At 36.7% G+C, this 26,584-nt stretch carries 21 protein-coding genes; 6 read left to right on the top strand and 15 right to left on the bottom strand.

Annotation, left to right across the window (positions count from 1 at the left end; all coding sequences use genetic code 11):
• Window positions 1-57 precede the first annotated feature (57 nt).
• The 5 genes from IGJ50_RS05515 to ssnA are packed head-to-tail and all read right to left on the bottom strand — an operon-like array spanning window position 58 to window position 8,437.
• Window positions 58-1,374, bottom strand: coding sequence for a YgeY family selenium metabolism-linked hydrolase (locus IGJ50_RS05515; protein ID WP_207121398.1), 1,317 nt, complete (start codon window positions 1,372-1,374; stop codon window positions 58-60).
• Between the two features lie 5 nt (window positions 1,375-1,379).
• Window positions 1,380-2,573: a diaminopropionate ammonia-lyase gene (gene dpaL / locus IGJ50_RS05510; RefSeq protein ID WP_207121399.1), complete on the bottom strand. Its 1,194-nt coding sequence runs from the start codon at window positions 2,571-2,573 to the stop codon at window positions 1,380-1,382.
• Between the two features lie 52 nt (window positions 2,574-2,625).
• On the bottom strand, window positions 2,626-4,008 hold the full coding sequence (gene hydA / locus IGJ50_RS05505; protein WP_429949260.1) for a dihydropyrimidinase: 1,383 nt from the start codon (window positions 4,006-4,008) through the stop codon (window positions 2,626-2,628).
• Between the two features lie 49 nt (window positions 4,009-4,057).
• Window positions 4,058-7,063 carry a putative selenate reductase subunit YgfK gene (gene ygfK / locus IGJ50_RS05500; protein ID WP_429949258.1) on the bottom strand — a complete coding sequence of 1,002 codons (3,006 nt, stop codon included), beginning with the start codon at window positions 7,061-7,063 and terminating at the stop codon, window positions 4,058-4,060.
• Window positions 7,064-7,099: 36 nt separating this feature from the next.
• Window positions 7,100-8,437 carry a putative aminohydrolase SsnA gene (ssnA, locus tag IGJ50_RS05495; RefSeq protein ID WP_069639842.1) on the bottom strand — a complete coding sequence of 446 codons (1,338 nt, stop codon included), beginning with the start codon at window positions 8,435-8,437 and terminating at the stop codon, window positions 7,100-7,102.
• A 428-nt stretch (window positions 8,438-8,865) separates the two neighbouring features.
• On the opposite strand from ssnA, the gene IGJ50_RS05490 reads away from it, so the two are divergent.
• The 5 genes from IGJ50_RS05490 (at window position 8,866) to IGJ50_RS05470 (ending at window position 13,257) form a co-directional block, all read left to right on the top strand.
• Complete coding sequence (locus IGJ50_RS05490; RefSeq protein ID WP_069639841.1) at window positions 8,866-9,504, top strand: helix-turn-helix transcriptional regulator; 639 nt, start codon at window positions 8,866-8,868, stop codon at window positions 9,502-9,504.
• 214 nt (window positions 9,505-9,718) lie between these two features.
• Window positions 9,719-11,071 carry a Mur ligase family protein gene (locus tag IGJ50_RS05485; protein WP_069639840.1) on the top strand — a complete coding sequence of 451 codons (1,353 nt, stop codon included), beginning with the start codon at window positions 9,719-9,721 and terminating at the stop codon, window positions 11,069-11,071.
• Entirely contained in the window at window positions 11,061-11,759 is a 699-nt protein-coding gene (locus tag IGJ50_RS05480; RefSeq protein WP_069639839.1) for a type 1 glutamine amidotransferase, read from the top strand. The genes IGJ50_RS05485 and IGJ50_RS05480 overlap by 11 nt, the downstream gene beginning before the upstream one ends.
• A 77-nt stretch (window positions 11,760-11,836) precedes the next feature.
• Complete coding sequence (locus IGJ50_RS05475; protein ID WP_429949255.1) at window positions 11,837-12,412, top strand: transposase; 576 nt, start codon at window positions 11,837-11,839, stop codon at window positions 12,410-12,412.
• Window positions 12,370-13,257 (top strand): IS3 family transposase, encoded by an 888-nt coding sequence (locus tag IGJ50_RS05470; protein WP_429950029.1) that lies wholly within the window; start codon window positions 12,370-12,372, stop codon window positions 13,255-13,257. The genes IGJ50_RS05475 and IGJ50_RS05470 overlap by 43 nt, the downstream gene beginning before the upstream one ends.
• A gap of 91 nt (window positions 13,258-13,348) precedes the next feature.
• Here the strand turns inward: IGJ50_RS05470 and manA are convergent, their stop codons facing one another.
• The 7 genes from manA to IGJ50_RS05435 all read right to left on the bottom strand — a co-directional run bounded on the left by manA (window position 13,349) and on the right by IGJ50_RS05435 (window position 20,461).
• Window positions 13,349-14,323, bottom strand: coding sequence for a mannose-6-phosphate isomerase, class I (gene manA / locus IGJ50_RS05465; RefSeq protein ID WP_429949253.1), 975 nt, complete (start codon window positions 14,321-14,323; stop codon window positions 13,349-13,351).
• 42 nt (window positions 14,324-14,365) lie between these two features.
• Complete coding sequence (locus IGJ50_RS05460; protein ID WP_069640003.1) at window positions 14,366-15,403, bottom strand: serine hydrolase domain-containing protein; 1,038 nt, start codon at window positions 15,401-15,403, stop codon at window positions 14,366-14,368.
• 20 nt (window positions 15,404-15,423) lie between these two features.
• On the bottom strand, window positions 15,424-16,260 hold the full coding sequence (locus IGJ50_RS05455; protein WP_069639837.1) for a VOC family protein: 837 nt from the start codon (window positions 16,258-16,260) through the stop codon (window positions 15,424-15,426).
• A 299-nt stretch (window positions 16,261-16,559) separates the two neighbouring features.
• Window positions 16,560-17,792 carry an ABC transporter permease gene (locus IGJ50_RS05450; RefSeq protein ID WP_069639836.1) on the bottom strand — a complete coding sequence of 411 codons (1,233 nt, stop codon included), beginning with the start codon at window positions 17,790-17,792 and terminating at the stop codon, window positions 16,560-16,562.
• A complete protein-coding gene (locus tag IGJ50_RS05445; protein ID WP_069639835.1) occupies window positions 17,789-18,499 on the bottom strand; it encodes an ABC transporter ATP-binding protein in 711 nt (236 codons plus the stop codon). The genes IGJ50_RS05450 and IGJ50_RS05445 overlap by 4 nt, the downstream gene beginning before the upstream one ends.
• A gap of 11 nt (window positions 18,500-18,510) precedes the next feature.
• Window positions 18,511-19,668, bottom strand: coding sequence for an efflux RND transporter periplasmic adaptor subunit (locus IGJ50_RS05440; protein ID WP_429949250.1), 1,158 nt, complete (start codon window positions 19,666-19,668; stop codon window positions 18,511-18,513).
• Window positions 19,669-19,876: 208 nt separating this feature from the next.
• The gene (locus IGJ50_RS05435; RefSeq protein WP_429949248.1) at window positions 19,877-20,461 is read right to left on the bottom strand and encodes a guanylate kinase; all 585 of its coding nucleotides are present in this window, start codon (window positions 20,459-20,461) and stop codon (window positions 19,877-19,879) included.
• Window positions 20,462-21,106: 645 nt separating this feature from the next.
• Here IGJ50_RS05435 and IGJ50_RS05430 point away from each other — a divergent pair.
• Entirely contained in the window at window positions 21,107-22,015 is a 909-nt protein-coding gene (locus IGJ50_RS05430) for a helix-turn-helix domain-containing protein (protein ID WP_429949246.1), read from the top strand.
• A gap of 66 nt (window positions 22,016-22,081) precedes the next feature.
• On the opposite strand, the gene IGJ50_RS05425 is transcribed toward IGJ50_RS05430, so the two are convergent.
• From IGJ50_RS05425 to licT, 3 genes are all read right to left on the bottom strand, one after another.
• The gene (locus IGJ50_RS05425) at window positions 22,082-23,530 is read right to left on the bottom strand and encodes a glycoside hydrolase family 1 protein (protein ID WP_207121404.1); all 1,449 of its coding nucleotides are present in this window, start codon (window positions 23,528-23,530) and stop codon (window positions 22,082-22,084) included.
• Between the two features lie 63 nt (window positions 23,531-23,593).
• On the bottom strand, window positions 23,594-25,483 hold the full coding sequence (locus tag IGJ50_RS05420) for a beta-glucoside-specific PTS transporter subunit IIABC (protein ID WP_429949244.1): 1,890 nt from the start codon (window positions 25,481-25,483) through the stop codon (window positions 23,594-23,596).
• A 181-nt stretch (window positions 25,484-25,664) separates the two neighbouring features.
• Window positions 25,665-26,507 (bottom strand): BglG family transcription antiterminator LicT, encoded by an 843-nt coding sequence (gene licT / locus IGJ50_RS05415; RefSeq protein WP_069639829.1) that lies wholly within the window; start codon window positions 26,505-26,507, stop codon window positions 25,665-25,667.
• Window positions 26,508-26,584: the final 77 nt, after the last annotated feature.

Below are 26,584 nucleotides of genomic sequence, written 5' to 3'. Positions count from 1 at the left end.
TATTCTAACGTCCTTTACTCATCAGAATATCGGTTCGTTTTTCCCTTGTATTTTTAATTAGTTATTTTCGCAGTATACCGTTGGTAATGCCGCATACACTGCAGCACAACGTACTAAATCGTCTTTCCAAGTTTTCTCATTTGGCGCATGAGCTTGCGCTTCGGCGCCTGGGCCAAAGCCAATACAAGGAATTCCGTTTCGTCCCATGATCGACACGCCGTTGGTTGAGAATGTCCATTTATCTAATAGTGGACGAGCTTTCCGCATCTCAATGGTTTCTTTTGAGCCTTCACGTTCTTCTCCATATAGATTTCTGTGTGTTTCCATCAACGCTTTTGTTACACCATGCTCTTCTGGAATTACCCAAGTTGGGAAGTAACATTCTATTGGATAAGTTAAACCTGTATAAGATGGACGATCGTAGTCATACATTGAAACAACGACATCATCGCCATATTTTTTAACCGCTGGTAGGTTGCGAATTTCTTCTAAACAACTTTCCCATGTTTCGCCCGCAGTCATTCGACGATCTAATGAAACTGTACAACCATCTGCTACTGCGCAACGGCTTGGTGATGAATGGAAGATTTGCGATGCTGTAACGGTACCTTTGCCTAAGAAACGAGCTTCTTTCCATTCAGGATTGTATTTTTCGTCAAGCATTCGTACTAAGCCTCTAATAACCGTACTTTCTGTGTCTCCATTATTGTTCAATGCGCGCACATCTTGTAAAATATCGGCCATTTTATAGATCGCATTATCGCCACGTTCAGGAGCTGATCCATGACACGATACACCTTTGACTTCAACTTTGATTTCCATCCGACCACGTTGACCGCGATAAATCCCACCATCCGTCGGTTCAGTTGAAACAACAAATTCTGGGCGAATACCATCTTCTTTAATAATATATTGCCAACATAAACCATCACAATCTTCTTCTTGTACTGTAACGGTTACTAAAGCCGTATATTTTTCGTTTAGTAGCCCTAAATCTTTCATGATTTTAGCACCGTAAACAGCTGAAACGATTCCGCCTTCTTGGTCAGAAGTACCACGTCCGCCAATTTCTGTATCTGTTTCATAGCCATCGTATGGATCAAATTCCCAGTTACTCATCTCACCGATACCCACTGTATCCATATGACCGTCAAATGCGATCAATTTTTTACCAGTTCCCATATAGCCAAGAAGATTCCCTTGAGGGTCGACTTCGATTTTGTCAAAACCTAATTTTTGCATTTCGGCTTTAGCACGATCCATTTTTGCGCCTTCTTCAGCACTTTCTCCAGGAATTTTGACTAAATCGCGTAAGAATTTGATCATGTCCTCTCTATAACCTTCTGCTGCTGCGTTGATTTTTTTGAAATCCATTTATATTACCTCCATAAGATTTTTTTATAATTATCTGGATCTGTGTCGCCTTCTGTTGAAAACATTAAAACAGTTGAATTTTCGTCAAGTTTCAATGTATCCCGTAATTCTTTATATTCAGGATCTTGCATCGCAGTTGCAACTAAGCCCATAGCCACGGCTCCTGATTCTCCTGAAATCACTTGTGAATCACCTTTTAATGGTGCCCCAAGCATTCTCATTCCTTTTTCTGAAACCCAGTCTGGTGCTGATACAAAGACTGAGGTATGATTTTCTAAAATATCGAATGAAATTGTATTTGGTTCACCACAAGCAAGTCCTGCCATGATTGTTTGAAGGTCACCTTCGACAAATCGAATTTGACCATCTTTTTCAATAGCCGATTTGTACAAGCAATCCGCCGCTTGCGCTTCGACTACTACCATTTTTGGAGGATTATCAGGATAAAGATTGGCAAAATAGCCCACAACTGCTCCAGCTAAACTACCTACGCCTGCCTGAACAAAAACATGTGTCGGACGTTTATTTCCCGCTTCCTCTAATTGCTTAGAAGCTTCTAAGGCCATCGTCCCATAGCCTTGCATGATCCAGGTTGGAATTTTTTCATATCCGTCCCAAGCAGTATCTTGCACCATGACACCGTTCTCAGTTTCTTCTGCCATTTTATTAGCCATTCGAACACATTCATCATAATTGACTTCTTCAATCGTAACGGTTGCGCCTTCTTTTTCGATATTTTCCTTGCGCGTTTGCGTTGAGCCTTTCGGCATTAAAACAACTGATTTCTGTCCTAATTTATTCGCTGCCCAAGCAACACCGCGCCCATGATTGCCATCCGTTGCTGTGAAGAAAGTTGCTTGACCAAATTCAGCCCGAAGTTTGTCGGAAGTTAAAACATCATAGGTCAAATCAGCAACATCTTTCCCTAATTTTTCTGCCATATAATTTGCCATGGCAAATGAGCCGCCCAGCACCTTAAAAGCATTTAAGCCGAAACGATAGGATTCATCTTTGACAAAAAAATCCTTTAACCCTAAATATTCTGCCATATTTTTTAATTCAGCTAATGGTGTCTGATTGTATTGAGGAAAACTCCGATGAAACGCTAAGGCTTTTTCGATTGCTTCCTTTGACATCAGTGATAAATACTGATCATCTGTTTTAGGCATTTCATTTGCCGTCCATTTTATTTTTTCCAAAAAATTACCCCTCCGTCTATTTATTTAAATCAACACAAGTTGATTGATTCCACTATGATTTATTTTTAATTGTTCGATAGATAAATGCTCCTTGTTTTTCTTGAATAACCTGACCTTGTTCAGCTACTTTTTGGCCTCTTAGATAAACTGATCTGGCGCTTCCTTTCGTCTGCATTCCTTCATAAGGTGTATAATCTGCTTTTTGCAGCTGAGTTGTTGCTGATAGTACCCCAATTGTCTCGGGATCCCAAACGACGATGTCAGCATCACTGCCAGATTGAATGACCCCTTTTTGAGGATACAATGAAAACTGTTTGGCAATGTCTTCTGATAATAACCCTATCATACGTTCTAAACTGATTTTGCCAGTCGTCACGCCATAGGTATAAATCAATTCTGGGCGAGACTCTACACCAGGCATCCCATTAGGAATTTTGCTAAAATCATGTTTTCCAATTGTTTTTTGCCCTTCAAAATTAAAACTGCAATGATCCGTTGAGATTGTATTGATCTGACCATCCATCACACCTGCCCATAGTGCGTTTTGATCATTGATGCTGCGCAATGGTGGTGAGCAAACATATTTTGCTCCTTCAAAATCAGGTCCATCGTATAAATGATCATCCAAAACTAAATATTGTGGGCAGGTCTCTACATATACGGTTTGCCCCCGAGCTCTTGCTCGTTCTACCGCTTCTAACGAGGCCTTCGTGCTTAAATGAACAATATTCACTGGTAAATCAGCCAGCTCAGCAATCATTAAGTAACGCTCTACCGCTTCGGCTTCTACTGAATCCGGTCTAGTCAATGGGTGATAATGAGGTGACAATTTCCTCTCCTCAATAAATCTTGCGATCATCTCATTGACCATATCCCCATTTTCACAATGGACACCTAGCATTCCTTGATACTTACGAATTTCTCTCATTGCTTCATACAGTTCAGCATCAGTCGTTCTTAAATTGTCATACGCCATATACATCTTAAAGGAAGTGATGCCTGCATCAATTATTTCGTTGATTTCTGCTTTAATACTAGGATTCCATTCAATGATCGACATATGATAGGTATAATCGCAGGAACTATTGTCATTTGCTAAATGATTCCAAGCGTTAAGACAGTCTTTTAATGAACTCCCCTTACTTGGTGTAGCCATATCAATCACAGTCGTTGTTCCCTTAGCGACAGCCGCCTTACTCCCCGTGTAAAAATCATCTGCTGTTCCCAATGATCCTTTTCCATTATTCAACTCTAAATGTGTATGAGCATCAATAAAACCCGGCAGTAAAAAACAACCAGAAACATCCTCTACTATAGAACCTTCTGCTTTTAAGTTTGTGCCCATTTCAACGATTTTCTCGTCAATAATTCTTACATCTACTTGCCGACGCCCTTTTGCGGACACTACAGTACCGCCTTTTAAAAGAATAGACATTTTTTAACCTCCATTGATCAGAAGTTGTTTTTGCGCAACTCATGTCTTTTTACATTTGCATACAATAGTCATACTCTTCAATCATCGTATCCATCAACTCGATAATATCTGTCGGAATAGCTAATTCTTGAGAGTTTAAGTTAACGAGTGATGTATTCCCCCATAATCTGACTATACAGCTTTTTTCTCTTGGATCGATTACATAGAAACCAGAATTCGTACTATTTTCAAAATCTGCTTCTGTATTAAACAACGTAAATTTATCTTTATACGGTGCACTTGCATATGGACAGAATGTTTCACAGTTCCCGCACTCATTACACATTCGATCTACATGAACGATTTGTGGTTGTCCTTTGACGTTAACTACGATATTCGCTCGATTGGGACATACATCCATGCACGATTCACAAATCGTTGAACATTCTAGACAATTACTTGCTTGGCCACAAAGAGCTTCGTTTGTTTCAAGTATTCCTCGTTTATTTCGAACGAAGACAACGTCATCATTAAGGTTTGTTTGTTCATAGTGCTTATTATGGAGCTGGCAAATATTTCCAGCAGCTTTGGTAGCATCAGCAATGGCTTCTACGATCGTTGCTGGTCCTAAATTTGCATCACCGATTACATAAACATCTTTTAAATTGGTTTCTAATGTGTCTTGATTCGAGACAACTTTGCCATATTGGTCAGTTAGAATACCGATTGATTGATAGAAGTCGGTATCCACTTTCTCTCCCACTGCTGCAATCACTGTATCCGCTAAAACTTCAGTAAATTCACCAGTGGCTACAGGTTTTCGGCGTCCAGAACTATCGCGTGTACCTAAGCGCATTTTTTCACAAGTAAGTAGACCATCAGCCAATTTAATAGGCGATAATAATTCTAAAAATTCTACGCCATCTCCTAAAGCAAAATACAATTCTTCCTCATCCGCAGGCATATTCCGTTTATCCCGACGATAAACCACGGAAACTTTTTTCACACCCGGTAAAGTAGTAGCCGCTCTAGCGCAATCCATCGCGGTATTACCACCCCCAACAACGACGATTTGCTCCCCGTAAGGGTTGATCATTGGGTTTTCTCGATTCGCTTTTAAAAATTCTAACGAATTAAGTGTTTTCCCTGTTTCTAATCTCAACTTGCCATGTTTCCACGCACCAATAGCATAAATTACGTTAGTATACCCTTGTTCACGTAGTTCTTCGATGCTCGGAGCAGCTTGTCCAGTTATAAATTCAGCCCCCATAAACTTAGCCATTTCCACGTCATTTTGAACTGATTTCATCGAAATTCTAAATTCTGGTACGATTTGACTGCACACACCGCCAATCGTATCGGCTTTTTCAAATACGGTTACAGGCATTCCTTCACGCGCTAATAAATATCCTGCAGATATTCCAGCAGGACCGCCTCCGATAACGGCTGTTTTAGCTGCATTTATTTTACGAATCGGTTTTTTCATCGTTGCCATCAATTCATCATATGCATGCTCGGCTGCTTCTAATTTTGCTTCACGGATTTTGATCGAGCCTTCATAAAACTGACGAGTACATTTCGTCATACATGGATGAGCACAAATTGTTCCAGTAATAAACGGCAACGGATTTTTATCAACGATTACTCTTAATGCATCTAAATAGTTTTCTTCGCTGACGTAGCGAAGATACGCTGGAATATCCTGGTCGATCGGACAGCCACCATCACTACGACAAGGTGCTGTATAACAATCGGTTAATGGGACTGTTTTACGTAGTTTAGGACTTTCGGGTAATTTAATTGATTTTTTATAACGTGCTTGCGTTCTTGCTTTTTCTACAATTCTAGTCAATTTCTCAAGGTTCACTTGAACTTGACTTGGATAGTCTGATTCTCCTAATAAGTTTGCGACTTGATTCATTCGTTGATACCCACCTGGTTTTAACAACGTTGTTGCCATAGTGATCGGCCAAATTCCCGCATCAAAGATTTCTTTGATATTAAAGACATCTGCTCCGCCTGAATAAGAAATTTGTAATTTTCCTTCAAATGCATCCGACAGTTTTTTAGCTAACGAAATACTTAACGGGAACAAGGAACGTCCTGACATATACATTTCGTCACCTGGCAGTTCATCTTCTGCAATACCCACAGGGAATGTATTGGTGATTTTTACGCCAAAGTTTAAGCCTTTACTATCAGCTAATCGTTGTAGACGGTTTAACATAGGAACTGCGTCTTCAAATTGCAAATCCTCGATAAAATGATGATCATCAAAAACCATATAGTCGAAACCTAGCTCATCCATTGTTTGACGTGTATATTCATAGCCTAGCATCGTTGGATTACATTTAATGAATGAATTTAGCCTTTTGCTTTCTAATAGATAGGTTGTGATTCGTTCGATTTCATCTGATGGACAACCATGCAGTGTGGACAGGGTAATTGAACGACAAACCTTTGAACTAATGGCATCAATATATGCTTTATCGATATTTTTAAATTGAGGTAAGTATTTATAGGCAACTTCTATACATTCCTGCCAAATCGCTGTTTCTTTTGCCTCTTGCATATCTGTGATATATTGATCAACTTTTGGTGACTGAATCCCTGCTAAATCATAGCCAACACTCATATTGAAAATAAAGCCATCTGGATCGCCTAAATTTAATTCTTTACTGAGCAATTTTAAAATGAACCACCCTTTCACGTATTCGTCAAAGGCTTGAGGAACACGTAATTCAGTTGACCATTCCACGTTATAGCATTCATCTGCTGCTGTAATACAGGGTTTGCTGACAGGTAAATCTTCTCCATCAATGATTTGAACTGTTTTGACTTCAAAAAAACGTGATCCTGTTAAATACGACGCAATAATATTTTGAGCTAATTGTGTATGGGGACCCGCTGCCGGACCACACGGTGTTTCCATTTTTTCACCGAATAAAGACAATGTTTTACTTGGATCCGCTTTGTAAAATTTCCTTACACCAAAAATAGTTGATTCATTTTTGTATTCATTCAAAATCCAATTCAATAACCCATCGATTGAAATCGGGTGCATGATGTCGCTCATGTCTGTCACTCCTTTTTTATTTTTCTAGGCTAGGCCCTATGCTTGATTGATTCTTGTCCAAAGAGATTGCGCTTGAGCCTGAGCATCATGCCAAATTTTTGCTTCATCAACTCCTTGCACTTCTCGATTACGCATACGAATCTCGCCATTGATGATCGTATCTGTAACTGCTCCGCCGTTCATGCCAAATAGAATATGAGAATTGTAATTATCTTTTGTCATCGGTGTTGGTCCCTTGTAATCTAAAATAATTACATCTGCCGCAGCTTCTGGTTCCAATACTCCTAATTTATTTTCAAAGTAGCGATTAGCCATTTTCGGATTATTATTGAACAACATTTCAGGAATTTCAGCCCAAGCGGCATTCGGATCGGCTAAATGATGCTTATGAATGATATTCCCTACTTTATATGATTCAGTCACATCATTGGTATACCCATCTGTACCCAGCCCCATCAAAAGACCATACTCATTCAACATCCGCATTGCTGGCGGACATCCAACTGCATTTCCCATATTTGATTCTGGATTTGTAACAACCATGGTATTGCTATCACGTAATAGTTCCATCTCATGGGGACCAATATGGATACAATGCCCTGCCATCGTTTGTTTTCCTAAAATTCCTAAATCATACAAACGATTGACGATTGGTTTTCCATATTTTGCCAATGAATCATAAACGTCAGCGATATCTTCTGCAATATGGATATGATACCCCACACCATCTGGCGTATGAGCTGCACAATATTCCAAAGATGTATCAGACAACGTAAACGCTGCATGCATGCCCATCATTGCTTTTTGCATATCGTCACTACGGTCCTTACTGATTCTGATAAAATCCGTATTTTCTTTAACAGCTGTTTTCATTTTTTCTGCCCCGTCTCGATCTGAAACTTCATAGCATAAACAAGTACGAACGCCTAACTCGTCAGCTGCGTTAGAAAGTTGTGTCAAACTACCTTCGATTGCGCCATAACTAGCATGATGATCAAATACTGTTGTTACACCATTTTTAATACTATCTAGATAAGCTATTTTTGCACTATGATAAGAATCTTGTAGATTTAGCGTCCGATCGATCCGCCACCACTGTCCTTCCAAAATGTCCATGAAGTTTTTAGGGTGGTAACCATTGATATTCAATCCTCTTGCAAACGTACTATAAATGTGGTTGTGCATATTGATAAAACCAGGCATGATCACTCCACCTTTGGCATCAATGAACTCAGCAGAAGGAAACTCTTTACGTATATCCTTTGTTGTTCCTACTTTTCTAATTTTCTGACCTTCAATCGCGACACAGCCATCTTCAAAAAATGTTCCTTCCCTATCTCTGGTGATCAGTCGCCCATTTCCTATTACTAACATGATAACCCTCCTATAAATTCATTTATTTTGCTCTCTAAATAGAAATCGCTTACAATTGTATAGTTCAATTATTCACTAATCTAACGATCTTTATAATCAGATAATTTCTTAGCCTTATAGAATCTTAAAAAAACGTTTGCATTTTACTTCAAAAATGTATGATTTCCTCTAACTCGAGTAAATTATACCACCTAACCTAAAAAAAAACAATGCTACCTAAAAAATATTTTTTAGTGCTCTGTGCTCATTGTCTTGTATTATGATTTACCGCATGATATCATTACACACGAAGATCTTTATAATTAGTAATTTTTTCTATCTATGCACTGTTATAGCTGTTTTTTTGTAGAATATCAAAAGGCTGGTTATAAATAACATTGTGTACTACATATTTTTTGACTTAACTTGTTTTAGAAAGGAGCAAAACCATGCTTTCTGATGAAAAATTAAATTTTCTCACTCAAGTCGCAAAGGCTTTAGCTGGTCAGTTCGGTGATAATTGTGAAATCGTCATTCATAAAATCAATGAAAATAATGTGAATAATACAATTGTTTCAATTGAAAATGGTCATGTTTCTTCTCGTCAGCTTGGAGATGGACCTTCTCAAGTTGTCTTAGAAGCCTTAAAAAAGGATCCCGCTGATTTGATCGATCATATCAATTACTTAACAAGAACACATGATGGACGGATTTTAAAATCAAGTACTGTTTATTTCAAAGATAAATCTGGCAGTTTAGATGGGATTTTTGCAATCAATTATGATATCACTGCCCTGATAGCTGCTGAATCAACGCTAAAATCACTTGTTGCGATCGATGAACAAGATGATGATAAAGAGCCAGACTATATCCCTCAAGATATCAATGAACTTTTAGATGATTTGATTGAAGAATCTGTAAAACTTGTCGGCAAACCGGTCCCATTAATGACAAAAGATGACAAAATCAAATGTATTCAGTTCCTAAATAGTAAGGGTGCATTTCTCGTAACAAAATCTGGTGATAAAGTAGCAGGATTTTTCAATATTTCTAAATATACTTTATATAGCTATATTGATGCGAAGTAAGTAAGTAAACGACGAAAAAAAGTGGGAAACAAAACTAAACATTAGTTTTTGTTTTCCACTCTTTTTTTCTTCTTTAATCAAGTTCGTTTAAAGATTGATGATAATAGTAAGAAAGAGTAAAAGGAATTAATTTTTTTTTTTAATTGTGTTATTATAGATTGAGTTTATTTGTTGTCTTTAACAACGACAATCAAGGCAAATTGGAGGGCACTTTATGGGAATCAGAAGTCATATGGCAATAGCCGCTGGAAAAACTTCTCAATGGGTATTACAAACTTTTTTCAAGGGCGGCAGCAGCTATCCTGGAAAGTTAGCATTAAAGATCGATCCAAAAATTTTGGACACACTAGCAAAAGAGTATGAAATAGTTGTTGTCACTGGTACGAACGGCAAAACACTGACAACGGCTTTAACAGTAAATATACTAAGACAAGAATTCGATCACGTGTTGACGAATCCGACTGGTGCGAATATGGAACAGGGAATCGTTTCAACCTTTTTATCTGCTAAAAACAAAGGCGCAAAGAAGAAATTTGCAGTGTTAGAAATCGACGAAGCAAGTCTAAGTCGGGTGACCAAATATATTGAACCAAAGCTATTTTTGTTTACAAATATTTTCCGTGATCAAATGGACCGCTATGGTGAAATTTATACCACATACAAATTGATCGTTGATGGTGCCTCAGCCGCTCCTAACGCACCAATTCTATGTAATGGTGATTCTCCGATCTTCAATTCAGTTGAAACGGTCAATCCAAGAAAGTATTATGGTTTCAATCATTTGCCAGATAAAGAGCAGATGGCTCATTACAATACAGATGGCTTATTGTGTCCAAAATGCCACCATATTTTACAGTATAAAATGATTACTTATGCTAATCTTGGCAAATATTATTGTCCAAATTGCGGCTTCCACCGTCCAGAACTTGATGTTCAGTTAACTGAAATGGTCAAAATGGATAACACTTCTGCTAATTTTGTGATCGATGGCTCACAATACAGTATCGCTGTTGGCGGAATGTACAACGTTTATAATGCCCTTGCAGCAACAGCAGTAGCTGAGCACTATGGCGTGGCACCTGAGAAAATCAGAGCGGGTTTAAGCTATGATGAAAAAGTATTTGGACGTCAAGAAACAATCAACATCAACGGGAAATTATGTACGCTAGTTTTAGTGAAAAACCCAGTTGGTTTAAACCAGGTAATTGATATGATGGGCCTTGCCCCTTATTCCTTTTCACTTGTCTCTTTATTAAATGCTAATTATGCAGATGGGATCGATGTAAGCTGGATCTGGGATGGCGATCATGAAGCCTTCAGTCAAATGGATATTCCAGAAGTGATTGCTGGTGGTGACCGCCATCAAGATATGGCTTTGCGATTGAAAGTTGCCGGTATTTCTGAGGATAAGTTGAAAGAAATTCCAGACCTAGATGATGTTATCACAGCGATCAAGGCATTGCCGACAGAACATGTCTATATTTTAGCCACGTATACAGCGGTTTTACAATTACGTAAGTCACTTGCTGCTCAAGGTTATATTCAAGGAGGAATGAATGGTGCCTAAAGAACTTGTTGTATGTCATTTATACGGTAATTTGCTAAATACTTATGGTGATAACGGCAACTTACTCATGTTGAAATATCTTGCTGAAAAGATGGATGTTACCTTCCATTCCGAAATCGTCAGCATCTATGAACCATTTGACCCGAATAAGTATGATTTAGTCTTTGTTGGTGGTGGTCAAGATTTTGAACAACTGATCATTTCAGACGATATTCAAACAAAAAAAGAAACTTTAACTGAATATATTGAAAATGATGGCGTAATGCTAGCCATTTGTGGAGGATTTCAGCTTTTAGGTCATTATTATATGGGGGCTAAAGGGGAAAAAATTCACGGTATAGGCGCTTTGGATCATTACACGTTAAGTCAAGATAATAACCGTTATATTGGAGACATTGTCATTCATAATGAGGAGTTCAACGAAACCTATTATGGTTTTGAAAATCATAACGGCCGCACCTTCTTAGGAAAAGGTGAACGGCCTTTAGGGAACGTTATCCAAGGTAAAGGCAACAACAGTGAAGATGGTTCCGAAGGTGTGATTTACAAAAATGTCTTTGGCTCCTATTTCCATGGACCGATTCTTGCTCGTAATAAAAACCTTGGTATTCGCCTGATCAAAACAGCGTTAGAAAAAAAATACAATGAACCATTACTTGTCCCAAAGGACATGTATGCAACTAAATAAGCAAAAAGTGTTAGGAATTTTGAACCGACCCCAAAAAGTTAGACCAAAAATCTAATTTTTTGGAGGTCGGTATTTTTATGTCTAAATATAGCTTTGAACTTAAACTAAAAATTGTTCAAGAATATCTGGTAGGGAAAGGAGGAATACAAGCTTTAGCAAATAAGCATGGGGTTAAAGCGGCGGAACAAGTCCATAGGTGGATCAATGCTTATCAAGAATTTGGTGAAGAAGGTCTTTTACGAAAACGTCAAAATCAGAATTATTCTGTTCAATTCAAGCTAAATGCGATAGAGTTATATCAAACAAGTGAGCTCTCCTATCGTGAAGTTGCCAATATTCTTGAAATGAATAATCCAACTCTTATTGCCAACTGGATGCGAAAATTCCGAAAAGAAGGAATCGATGGGCTCTCAAAAGAGAAAGGGCGTCTATCTACCGTGCAAAAAAAAGAAGAACAGACAAAGAAGCATTTAATGAAAGAAACGCTAGAAGAACAGAATCGCATCAAAGAATTAGAAAAGCAGGTTCGTACTCTTCAAATTGAAAATGCCTTTTTAAAAGAACTGAGGAAGCTGCGAAAACAGGAAGCTCAACAACGACGAGTGAATCAATCGCGCGAATCATCGCAAGCCTCCGAGGACAGTTCAAATTAGTTGAGCTTCTTGAAGCATTGAATTTTTCTAAATCAACCTTTATGTATTGGCAAAAACGGTTTGACCGAAAAAATCCAAATCAGGAAATTGAAACAGAGATGCTTCATATTCGTCAAAAGCATAAAGATTACGGCTGTTTACGAATGACGAACGAACTAAGGAGCCGAGGATTCCACGTGAATAAAAAGAAAGTTCAACGCTTAATTCGAAAGCTAAGGATTGAAGTCCGCTCTTATACACGGAAATCCCGTCGCTATAGCTCGTATCGTGGAAAAGTTGGAACGATTGCCAAGAACCGAATCCAACGTCGCTTTTACACGAGTGTTTGTCATCAAAAAATAACAACAGACACAACAGAATTAAAGTATTTTGATTGTGATCCCAAAGGAATCATTCGTCAAAGAAAGTTATACTTAGATCCTTTTATGGATATGTATAATAGTGAAATTCTTTCTTATCGTATCTCAGAAAAACCAAATGCACTGGCAATAATGGAAGGATTAGAAGAAGCAATCAGACTGACGAATGATTGTCCTTATCGTCGCACCTTTCACTCAGATCAAGGTTGGGCGTATCAAATGAAAGCTTACAGCTATAAACTGAAGAAACAGAACATTTTTCAAAGTATGTCTCGAAAAGGCAATTGTCTAGATAACTCAATCATGGAGAACTTCTTTAGTCTTTTAAAACAAGAAATTTATCACGGGAAAACCTATTCTAGTTTTGAAGAACTAAAAATGGCAATTGATAACTATATCTATTATTACAACAACGAACGAATGAAAAAGAAACTGAACTGGAAAAGTCCTGTACAGTTTCGAATAGCCGAAAGTAAAGCAGCTTAATAACGAATAAAAAACGGAGTAGATTTCTCTACTCCGAAAAAAGTCTAACTTTTTGGGGTCACTACATTTTCCCTAACACTTTTTGTTTATTTTAGGCATCTACTCCTGGTTCTGAGGCGATGATCGTCAACTCACCTTCGAATCGCCATTTAGCGATATCAGTTGGTAAAATAAAGCTTGTTCCTTTACTTAATTCGTAGCGTTCTTCTTTGAGTGAATCTATCTCTTCAATAATCAAACTGCCAACACCATCGATTACTGTGGCTAAGGTATACGGCGCATTTTTCTTTAGCTTCAGTAGTCCTTTAACTTGCCATTCATATACAATGAAAAATGGTGTTTTCAAATACGTAATAATACTTGATTGACCTTGATTTTGTTGTTGGATTGATAGTTCAGCCGCTTTTGCGGGAACAGTTGTTACGTCTACGGATTGTTGGATGTGCAGTTCTCTTGCCTGACCTTGATCATCTTTTCTATCATAGTCATAAACGCGATAAGTCGTATCACTACTTTGTTGCGTTTCTAAAATCATGATTCCTTTACCGATTGCGTGGATTGTACCACTTGGTACATAGAAAAAATCGCCTTTTTTAACAGGCACTTTTTTCAATAAGTCATCCCAACGTTCTTCCTTGATCATTGTTTCAAGTTCTTCACGAGTGTTAGCATTGTGCCCATAAATAATTGTTGAACCTGGCTCGGCGTCAATAATGTACCAACACTCCGTTTTTCCAAGCTCACCTTCATGAGCTAAGCCATACGTATCATCTGGATGAACTTGGACAGATAAATCATCCTCTGCATCCAAGATTTTCGTTAATAAAGGAAAGACATCCCCCTTAGCACCGCCAAATAACTCACGATGGTTTGCCCAAAGTTCATCTAGCTTTTGACCAGAAAATTCACCATTTTCTACTGTGCTAACTCCATGTGGATGAGCACTGATCGCCCAGTCTTCACCTATTTTATTGCTTGGTAAATCAAAACCGAATACGGTATGTAATCGATTACCACCCCAAATTTTTTCTTGAAATACTGGTTTTAGAAATAAAGGTTGCTGCATAGTTTAGAGACTCCCTTCTATTTATACTCGTCAATTATACCACTAAAAAGAAAGCGATTCATCTTTGTTTGTTCTTTTTTCATATAAGTAAAGTTGAATTAGTTCATCTCTTTTTTCAATATATTGTGCTCTATTATCAACTGGATGAATCCGATTGGAAAGAAAGATGAAAGCGTTTTTTTGAATCGGATCGATCAATAAAAAAGTACCAGTATAACCTGTATGAAATAATAAAGGATGTCCTGTCGCATCTTTTTTCAAGTCCCACCCAATGGAACGTTGTCCCCTTTTATTTGGTGTTTGATCTGTAAGCAACAATTCGATTGTCGTTTTTTCCAATAATCTATTCTCCATATACTTTCCATCATTCAAATACATTTCTGTAAATTTTTTAAGATCTGTCAAGTTAGTAAATAAGCCTGCATTCCCCGCATGTTCAGCTAAAACAAAGGCTTTTGGATCATGTGTTTGACCACGAATCACGCCTCTTGTTGGATGATTTTCAGTTGGCACGATCTGCGAAGAGTTACTAGGTAAAAAGACACTGGCTGTCATATCTAGTGGTTCTAAAACGCGCTCTTTAAAAATCTCGATCAGCACGTTGTCAAATAACTCTTCCAACATGAATCCAAGTAAAATAGTTCCAGTATCTGTGTAAGCAACTTTTTCACCTAAATTCTCCCCCGATCTAACCTGTAAATAAGCAAGACGCAACGCTTCTTTCGTCAAGCTATCACGATTTTCAATATAGCTTTGAATATCAGAGGTATGGGTTAAAAGATGACGAATCGTTAGTCGTTGATCAGCAATTGCGGGGTAATACTTGTGCACTGGTACATCCATCTTCAGCACGCCAGTTTCTATTAATTGTAGTACGACTGTTGTAGTACAGATGACCTTCGTTAAAGAAGCTACATCAAAAAGCAGCGGTCGCTCTAGCGGTTCGACTGTAGGTAGTATTTGAGCGTTTCCCCAAGTATGATCCTCAGATTTGTCTTCACTTATAAAAGAAAAGCTGACGCCTGAGAATATTCCCTCATTCATCAATTCTTTGATTTTTTGCTTCGTTTTTTTATACATCATTCGATTTCCTCATTGTTTTAATTTCTTACAAACCACCATTCAATATCACTAGGGTCGTAAATTGTTAAAATCGTTAATTTTTTATCAACAAAAAACTCTTGCTTTTGTTCCTCTAAGTGATTTTTTAATTGTTTCATTTCTGCTTCATGTTCCACTGTTAGCACAAAAAAATCTACACCTAATCCTTCATTATCAGTAGTTTTTTGAGCTTTTGTCTTTATCATATCAGTCAAATACACAGAAAAGTCACCGTCATTTATCGATAATTTTTCCTTTACTCTATCTTCTGAGGTCATTCCTAAAATATTTTGATAAAAAGAATGATGTTCTGATCTATTTTCCACTCGTAGTTTGATCCGATCAAATCGAACACCTGCTGAAAGGCTTGAATAGAGGACATTACTTTGTTGGACCAAGGCTTCAATATCAACTGTTTCTATGTTTTCATCTTGTTGCGCGAGTATCCTTTGACAGTTCACTTCTAATTCATTTCCCTCTGGGTCTTCCAAAAAGATACTTTGTCGATTTCCTACTTGCTTAGAGTAATTGATTGGATATTTATGTGCTGTGATTCTTCTTAAAATACTGCTAAACTCTTCTTCTGTCGGAATCAGTAATGACAAACAGACTTTTTTTTCAAATGATTCTAGTCGTTCTTGTTCACAATCTGTTTCCTCTAATATTAGCAATCGACTATCTTTTTCTTGTGAACCAAATATTGATAAATTATTTTCTTCCAGCTTTAAAATAAAGCCCAACACATTTTTATAAAAGTTGACCATTCGCTCTACATCTTTCGCACGCAAGGCAACCGTTTTCACATATACATCTTTTGATAGATTAAACTTTTCCATTCGTCTTCCCCCTCCGAATGTCTCCCACTATTTATTTTAAACATCTCTAGTGATTTCAGCAAGCAAATACTCTTTTCAAAAAAAGGCAAATTGTCTAAATTTTCGAGAAAATACAGATGAATCTTCCTAGACCAATAGACTTTTTCACTCTATTTTTTCAACTCTAATTCAATCTATACCAATAATTAAATAAAAATGAAACGATGACATAATTATTTCTTGAATAATAATTATACCAAAAAAAAGATGTTGAATCTCTCATTCAAACATCTTTTTCTATTTTCTATCCTACCATTTTATTAATTATAGATTGCTTTGATTGGATCCATTCTTGAAGCACTGATAGCAGGAATGATCCCAAATACGATACCAGTTAAAATAGATACCAATGTGGATATGGCAAAAATCGAAGGTGTCATGACTGGTACAATATCTACAAAACTACCGACAGCTGTAGAAAGCAGATAGCCTAACCCAACACCGAACAATCCACCAAGCAACGTGATAAATGCTGCTTCTAATAAAAACTGCATCAAAATCATCCGTGGTTTTGCACCGATTGCTCTGCGAATCCCAATCTCACGTTTTCGTTCTGTTACAGAGACATACATGATATTCATCACGCCAATTCCCCCAACTAACAATGAGATTGCTGTGACCGCCATTAAGAACATAGTAATACCACCAATTGCATCTTCCATTTGTTTTTGATTTTTTTGTTCCTGATCGTTTTCTTTAAAGATCCCTTTAACATCTGGGTGGCTTTCACTTAAAGTAGAAACAGCTTGCGAAATGATCGCTTGCTTATCTGCTCCTTCTTTTAATTTGAAATTGATACCACTGATCGCTTTTGATGTCGCTAATTTATTATATGAAGCTCTTGAGACAAAACTGCTGTAGACGATATTCCAATCCAGCGCCATCGCTTCAGTGTTATCTAATGCTTCATAATCAAATGGTTCTAAGATTCCAATGACTTTGTACATATAGTCATTGATCGAAACAGCTTTTCCAATCAATTCACCTGGATCATCCATTTTCAAACTCGTATCAAAAACATCATGATTTAAGATAATCACATCTTTATTAATATCTCGATCGTCAAAATCACGACCGTATTTGATTTTATTTTGACCACGATTGGATGTGACCATTATATTAGCCTTAGCACCAAAATAGTCCAATTGTATATTTAGGTTATCTCCCATCATGCCATCACCATACTGCGGATAGATTGTCTCAACGCCGTCGATATCTCTGACTTTTTTTAGATCAACTCTAGAAAAACTATAGTCTGGTTCTTCATAAATCATCATACCAGTAGAACTTTCATCCTGCATTGTATAATGTAGTTTAACGACATTCGTATTAGCACTAGTTGCCGACATTACTTGCTTTTTCATTCCTTCACCTAGTGTTGAAATAGTCACAACTGAAGTAATCCCAATAATGATTCCGATCATTGTCAGAAATACTCGTAGTTTATGTGCACGCAAACTCAATAAAGTACTGATCAGTAGATTTGAAATCATCGAATCACCTCTTCTTCAAGAAAACGGCCATCTTTCATATGAATCACTCGTGTGGCATATTTTTTCATATCTGCATCATGTGTCACCATGACGATAGTTTTACCTTGACGATTCAATTCCGTCAGTAACTCCATAATTTCGATTCCCGTTTCACTATCTAATGCGCCAGTTGGTTCATCTGCCATGATCAATAGCGGATCATTGACTAAAGAACGAGCAATTGCCACACGCTGTTGTTGTCCACCAGATAATTCATTTACTTTTGCTTTTGTTTTTTCACCTAAACCAACCAACTCTAAATACTTTTCAGCAATTTTTCGTTTTTCATCATTGCTTTTCTTCCCCTCATAAACACAAGGTAACTGTACGTTTTGACTAACATTCAATGAGTTGATCAAAAAGAACTGCTGGAAAATAAAACCAAGATATTCATTTCTAAACTCAGACTTTTTATTCTCAGAAAGCTTGGAAACATCTTCACCTTTGAAAAGATAATTACCGTCAGATACGCGATCAAGAAAACCGATGATATTCATCAGTGTCGTTTTTCCACTCCCAGATTTTCCCATGATCATGATGAATTCACCTTCATTGATCGTTAAATCTAATGATTTTAAAACGTGCAACTTTTCTTTCCCGACAGGAAAATATTTATTGATTGCTTGCATCTGAATGAGAGGTTGCGGGCTTTGTTCTTGTTGTATCATGAATGCTCCTCCTATTCTTTAGCTGCTGGCGCTGCTTCTCCTGATCCTTGATTATCTTCTTCGATCAAGTCTCCTTCTTTAACGTCTTTCTTAGAAGAAACAATGATTCGATCAGCTGACTCTAAACCAGAATTTATAACCATACTACCTTCTTTTTCTTCACCTACTTGAACATCTCTGCGGATCACAGAACCAAAATCATTGACTAATACATATTTTTTACCATCTTGCTCATGGATTGCTTTTTTAGGTACTTCGATTGGTTTATTATCACCTATATTGATTGTTGCTTGCATATGATAACCATTTTTGATGCCCTCTAAACTGTCAAGTGCTAATTTTACATTATAAGTCGACATTGTTCCTTCTCCGCTAGTATTTTCCCCTTGATCAGCTTTGGCTTCTGGCGGATTGTCATCGATATATGAAATTTTCCCAGTTACCGTTGTTCCACTTGAAACCACAGAGAGATTTGCTTTTTGATCTACTGCAATTTTCATTAGATCCTTTTCATTTACTTTCCCAGCAACATACAATCCATCTGAAGTTAAACGAAGAACAGGAGCATTTTCATCTTTGACCTCTGGGATCGAGACACGTCCTTTGAATTTTGCTTTTGTTGAAATAAATTGTTTTGTTGTTAAATCAGCAATCGTTTCGTTTGAAAAGAGGATTTCTTCATCTACTCCATCAATTTCGGCTTGATGTTGCTCATTAATTGCTGCACCAGTTGTGTTGCGTTCTTCTTCTTTGGCTTTATTAAAATTATCGATTGCTCGATTCCATTTATTATAAATATTTTGTTTTTTAGTCGCTAATTTACTTAACGTATTGTTCTGAGCTTCAATTTCTTTCGTTACTTCTTTGTCTTCATATGTGAACAATTCTGTTTCTGGTTCGACAACATCACCATTTTTCACCTTGATTTCAGGTGTGCTTGTCATTTTTGAATCTTTTGCAAAAGCTTCGGCTTGCTCAGGTTGAATAACACCGTTGATATACACTTGTTCAATATCTGGAACGTCGAAATATTCAATCCCTAAATCTTCGGAAACTGTTTTCTTTTCAGATCCAGCTTCCTTATTTCCTCCCAACAGACTTGGAAGAACGAAGATCCCTATACATACAACTGCAATTACCCCTACAATGATCATTGTTCTTTTCTTCATAATCCTTCTCCTCATCTCCTTCAATTATTCTACTCTTTCATTTAACCATTCTTGCTTCTGTCATACAAGTGACATTTTTGTAATTGTATGAAAATTCTTAATTTTCCGTATAATTTAATCTATAATAAGAATGTGAGGTGAAAACTAATAATCAGCTTTACCTCACACTTTAAAATAACTTTTCAAATAAAATAGGACCTTGTTCATCTCAGTCTAGTAACAGGTTTCGTGCCATGATAACACTTTTCAGTTCATCGATAACTGTCTCAAAAGGTTGATCCGCATTGATTATACAGTGATTTGGATATGTTATGACCTTTTCTATATTCTGAGCTTCTACATCATACAATGCACTGCGTTCTTTTACCGTCTCATTATCGTCTTCTCTAGTTTGTAATCTCGCTAAGATATTTTTCTTTGAAACTTTAAAAAAAATGGGGATTACTTTATTCACAAATTGCCTTTCTATCTGTTGAAAGCCGTCTATTGTCAAAACATCATAGGCAAAGTGACTAGTTGTTTTTCGAATCAATTCTTCGATTCCTACACCATATTGATAACCATGATACTGATCATTCTCTGCTAGAGCATCGGTATCGACTAATTTTTTGAATTGTTCTTTCGTTTCAAAATAGTAATCTATTCCATCTTTCTCTTCTTTTCGGATAGGGCGCGTTGTATGCGAGATCACTTTAAACTCTGCCGGAAAAACTGCCTCTGCAACACTAGTTTTCCCAGAACCACTAGGACCGATGATCACAAAAAAAGGATACTTTAATCTTTTTCGTTTCATTGTATGAACCTCCTGTAAACTGACTATACAACAATGATATGAGTACTTCAATGAAAAAAGTAGACCAGCTCAAATGAAATTTCAAGCTGGTCTACATATTATGTTTCATAAATGACTTGTAAAAATAGACACTATTTTCTTATAGTATACGCTCGTTACTTGCTATTAGAAACCTTATCTAACACTCAATACTCCATTATTTTGCTTTTACAAGTTTCTTCACTAAAAAATAAATCAATAAAATAGTAAATAATAACTAGCAATTTGTCGTTTTTGTGATATAATTACATAAATGATATTTAATTTAAATATTGTTTATGCATCTTCTGACAGCACTAAACTTCCCCAAGCTCAAATATGTTAGAAGATGCATCTATTTTTTATGGGGCTACAACTATTGCAAATAGCCCAACAGCAACTGCTAGAATCATTTCTTCCCCTCCATTCAACTAATATTAGAAAAGATACTTTCCTATAAATATCTCCTACAAGAAAATTGTAACAAACTATTAGAATTAAATAAATAACTTTTTGCTTTTATTGCATATAGAACAAGAATTTGAATGTTTTTATATAAATAATTAGAATTTAGAAAAAAATTCTTCTTCTTCTTTGCGATATTTGCAAATAAAAGGAGTGTAACACTTGAATATAGGAGAATCACTGCGTTTTTTTAGAAAAAATTTGAATATCACGCAAAAGGAAATGCTAGATAACTATTTAGCCCCTTCAACCTATTCTCGAATCGAACATGGCAAACAGGTCATCAAAATAGACGCTCTTGCAGAAGCTTTAAAAAAGTTATCACTCTCTTCAGAAGAATTTTTTGCCCGAGTCCCTTTGGATAACGAACAAAAAAACTTTCAAGAACTCTTCTATTTTTGTGCTTCTCACATAGATAATCAGGCAAAAAAACAAGAACTGATTCATTACTATAATAAGATTCAATACAAACAGAGAGATTTGAAAGAATTTTCAAATTACATTGTTATAAAATCTTACTTTTCTCAGTTTTGGCCCGAAATCGAGCCGATTTCAGCTCAAGAGAGTCAGCAAGCTGCTAGATATTTGTTAAAAAAAGACTATTATCAGCACTATGATTATGTTCTCATCTGTAATATGATCAGTCTTTTTACTTTTAGCCAACAGGATGCTATCGTTGCTCGAGCTATTCCTATTGCCGATGAAAATCAAAGAGATTATAGTACAAAAAAGTTTGCTTACACAACTATTACAAATTTGATAACAGCTAGAATCTATGAAAAAGACTACAGTGGTGCACAAAAATATATAATTTTTGCAAATAAGCAAGATGTGACAGGGTCAAATTATAATTATCGTATGAATTTACAATATTTACATAATTTACTGCAATATCTATTAACTGGCAATCATCAATATATGGAGCATATTTATGATTTTATACGACTTTTAGAAAATATTGGCGATAGACTTCAGGCAGAAAATTTAAAAAAAGAAATAAAATTTTTGACCTATGACTACTTTCCAGAGATTGATCGAACAGATTACCCTATTGGTCTATTCAAATATTAAAATTGTTTCAAAAGAAGGGCAGTCACTCAGCATGTGAATCTGAGTGATTACCCTTCTTTTTGTTTTCTATTTCAACTCTTTTCCGTTTGTTTCAATAACTTGTTTGTACCAGTTAAATGATTTCTTCTCATAACGATTCATGGTACCTTCACCGTTATCATCTAAATCAACATAGATGAAACCATAACGCTTGCTCATTTCACCAGTTGATGCACTAACTAAGTCAATACAGCCCCATGGCGTATAGCCCATTAAATCAACACCATCTTTAATCGCATCTGACATTGCTTCAATATGACGGCGTAAATAATCGATCCGATAATCATCTTCTACATAAAAGTTTTCATCCACTTTATCGATTGCTCCTAAACCATTTTCAACAATGAATAGTGGCTTTTGGTAACGATCGTATAATTCGTTCAAAGCAATTCTCAACCCTTCAGGATCGATTTGCCAACCCCACTCACTTGCTTCTAAGAATGGATTACGAACACCACCTAATAAGTTTCCAACTACTGTATCCTCTTCTTCTGCTGTTTCGTTGACAGCAGAAGACATATAATAACTAAAACCAATATAATCTACTGCATATTTTCTCATTAATTCTAAATCATCTGCACCCATTTCTAATTCAGATACACCATATTTATCAAACATGCGTTGTTGATATGCTGGATATTCACCGCGAACTTGCGCATCTGTACAGTAGAAATTAAATTCTTGATTTTGAGCTAATGTTGCCATTTGATTGACAGGATTTGCGTCAATACTATATGTTGTTGCATAAATGATCATACAGCCAATTTGCATATCAGGGTTGATTTCATGCCCGATTTTCACAGCTTTTGCACTTGCGACAAATTGATTATGCCATGCTTGGAAAACATTTTGATAATCGCCCGCACCAGTTGCTTTGACCATGCCTTGACTCAACGCAGGAAAATGGAATGCTGAATTTATTTCATTGAAAGTCATCCAATATTTCACTTTTTTTCCATAACGCGTTAAAACAACAGTTGCATAATTTTCGAAGAAATCAATCATTTTACGATTCTTCCAGCCGCCATATTCTTTAGCTAAATGTAACGGCATTTCATAGTGAGAAATTGTAATAACAGGTTCGATTCCGTGTTTTAAACATTCATCAATGACTTGGTCATAAAATTTCAACCCAGCTTCATTTGGTGTTACTTCATCACCTTTTGGAAAAATTCTTGCCCACGCAAGTGAAAAACGATAACACTTGAAACCCATTTTTGCGAATAATGCAATATCTTCTTTAAAACGGTGATAATGATCGATCCCACGATGGTTAGGATAAATAAATTTGTCTTCATCGATTTCCCAATTAAACGTATCACTACCTAAAATTTGAAAACGTTGTTTGCCGCCCGGCATTGCATCCGCTACTGACAAACCTTTACCGTCTGAACGGTAGGCTCCTTCTAATTGGTTAGCAGCTGTTGCGCCTCCCCATAAAAAACCGTCTGGAAATACTGTTGTTTTATTTGACATACTCGTTCCTCCTATTTAAAAATATTGTAAATTTATTAGGTCTTTACTAAATTATCTATTCAATTAACGCACGATCGCAAGAAAATCTTCTCCATGTAATACATCTGTTTGATCCATATCCAAGACATCTAAATAATCCCCACTATTTGTAACAACAATAGGAGTAACGATTGGATGACCAGCCGCTTTAATTTTTTCAGTATCAAACTTAACAAGTAAATCGCCTTGTTTTATTTGATCTCCTTGCTTCACAAGGATCTCAAATCCATCGCCATCCATCTCAACCGTATCCATACCGATATGCATCAACACTTCTGCACCATCTTCTGTTGTGATACCAACGGCATGGCCTGTTGGAAATAATGTTGTGATTTCACCATTAGCTGGCGCATAAAGTTCACCTACTGTTGGTTCGATTGCGATGCCCTTACCTAATGCACCAGATGAAAAGACTTGATCTTCCACTTTGTCTAACGCAACGATCGTACCTGTAAGTGGGCTTGTTAAAACAATTTTATCATTTTTATTGCTATTTTGCGCTTCTGAGCTCGTATTTGTATTTTTTGTAGTCACTTCACTACCTGCTTCTGGTTTATCTTCAAATTTCAAAATGAATGTTAAGACAAACGCAATGACAAACGCAATCGCTGTTCCGATGACTGCTGCAACCAATCCAGAAGTATCTTTTGTGTCTTGTGGAATAAAACCTGGTAAACTTAACAAACTGATTAAACCAAAGACATAGTTTTGAACGTGACTGAAACCGATGAATGCTCCACCGACAGCTCCACCGATACAAGCTGCAATAAATGGTTTTTTAAGTGGTAATGTCACGCCATATACCGTTGGCTCTGTAATCCCAAATACTGAAGTCATCGCAGAAGATAAAGCCAAACCTTTTAGTTTTACATTTTTTGTCATGAAGAAAACTGCTAACGCTGCACCACCTTGAGCTAATACAGCTGGTAATAACATTGGTGCCATTGTATCTACGCCACCGCCTGCTTGAGAAAGGTTTAACATCATGATCGGCACAAAGCCCCAATGCATCCCAAACATAACGAATACTTGCCATAAACCACCCATCACAGCACCTGCAATAATTGGGCTAAAGCCATAAATTCCATTGTAGCCTTTACCTAACAAATCACCTAGAATTGTACCGATAGGCCCAATGGCTATAAAAGTAACTGGTGCCATTACAAGAAAAACAGCTAAAGGAACACAGATAATTTGCAAGAATGTTGGAATAACTTTCTTGAAGAAACGTTCTACATAGCTTTGCACATATACTGCTAAAATAATTGGAATAACAGATGATGTATATGCACTTGCACCAATGATCACTGGAATTCCTGCAAAGCTTAACTGCTGACCAGCTAAAGCAGTGATACTAGGATGAACAAGTGCCATTGCTAAACAGACTGCCAAAAATTGATTTGTTTTGAATTTTTTTGCCGCAGTAAACGCCAATAGAATCGGTAGGAAGGTGAATATACCATCTGCTATTGCAAACAGCACAACATAGACACCTGATTCAACCGTTAGCCAGTTTAATGTAACTGCCAATGTTAAAAATCCTTTTAAAACCCCAGCTCCTGCCATCGCACCTAAGAACGGTGTAAAGATAGAAGAAATAATATCAATCAATTGATTAAAAATGTTCCCTTTAGGACCTTCATCTTTTTGTGAATCATCGTCTCCTAGACCACTATGTGCCATTAATTCTTTATACACATCACTAACATGACTGCCGATCACGACTTGGTATTGACCGCCGCTTTGAACGACTTGAATTACATCTGGATCTTGGTTAAGCTTATCAGTAGCCGCTTTTCCCTCATCTTTCAATTTAAAACGTAAACGTGTTGCACAATGAACAACACTATTCACATTGCCTTCTCCGCCAACTAGCGTTAAGACGCGCTCTGCTATTTCTTGATTTTTGCTCATTTTATAAGCCTCTTTTCTTTAATTTTTTATATAAAAAAACCTAAACTGAAAAAACAATGATTTTACTATACTTAAAAAAACTAAATATAGATGAATCGTTTGTTTTTTCAATCTAGGTTTTGCCTGCTAAACAGTAACAATCCGCTTCGATTGAAAGTTAAATTTTTTAATAAAATAAATGCTACGCTTTTTTATCTCCAGCTACTCGCTGGATATGAATGGTCAAATAAATTTGTTCAGCCTTATCGATTGGCTTTTGATATTTCTTAACTAGATAATCATTGATTCTTTGAACGGACTGAAATGCTTTCGGATACTTGCTTTGAATCAACTCATAAAGAAAATCATCTTCCTCATCGTGCGCTTCATTTTGCAAATAACGTTGCGCAAAATATTGCAAGTGTGTAACGATTCTTTGATAATTCAAGGAATCTTCATCAAAGGGTTTCCCAAAATAGCGACTGATGATCGTTAAAATATCTCGAACCATTTCGGTTGCGGACATTGTGACTTCCATGTTTCCGTTTGCTTGCTCACTATTTACGATGTGAAATGCAATAAATCCTGCTTCACTTTCAGAAAAATCAATATTTAATTTTTCTTTGATTAGTTGTACACCTTTGCGAGCTATGGCGAATTCTTTTGGATAAAACTTTTTTGTTTCAAACATCAAGGGATTGGGCATCTCGAGACCTTCTTTTGCTCTCATGATGGCATAATGTACGTGATCCGTTAATGTTAGGTAGATATTGGATGACAGTTCGATCCCTAACTCTTCTTCCGCTATATCCACGATTTTTTTAACGATTTCTACTTCTTCTAATGGAATATCTGCAAATAATTGCTGAAACTGTCCAGAAGTGATGGAATCTTTAAGAACAAATTCCTTTTCAATAAAAGTTGGGTCAATAACGTCACCAATTTTTTTCTGAAATGCTAGTCCTCGACCCATGCAGACAATTTCTTCACCTGATTCATTTTTTGTCATGACGACATTGTTGTTTAAAATTTTTTCGATATTCATGATGAACCTCACTTTTACAAATACAAATGAAAAAAACCTAGAATCCGCCCAAATAAGTCACTATGGAAGATTCAGGT

It is taken from the genome of Enterococcus sp. AZ101, from assembly GCF_050499005.1.
GTDB lineage: Bacteria > Bacillota > Bacilli > Lactobacillales > Enterococcaceae > Enterococcus_L > Enterococcus_L ureilyticus.
Note: the sequence above shows the minus strand (reverse complement) of the source record. Positions and strands in the feature narration are given on the sequence as shown.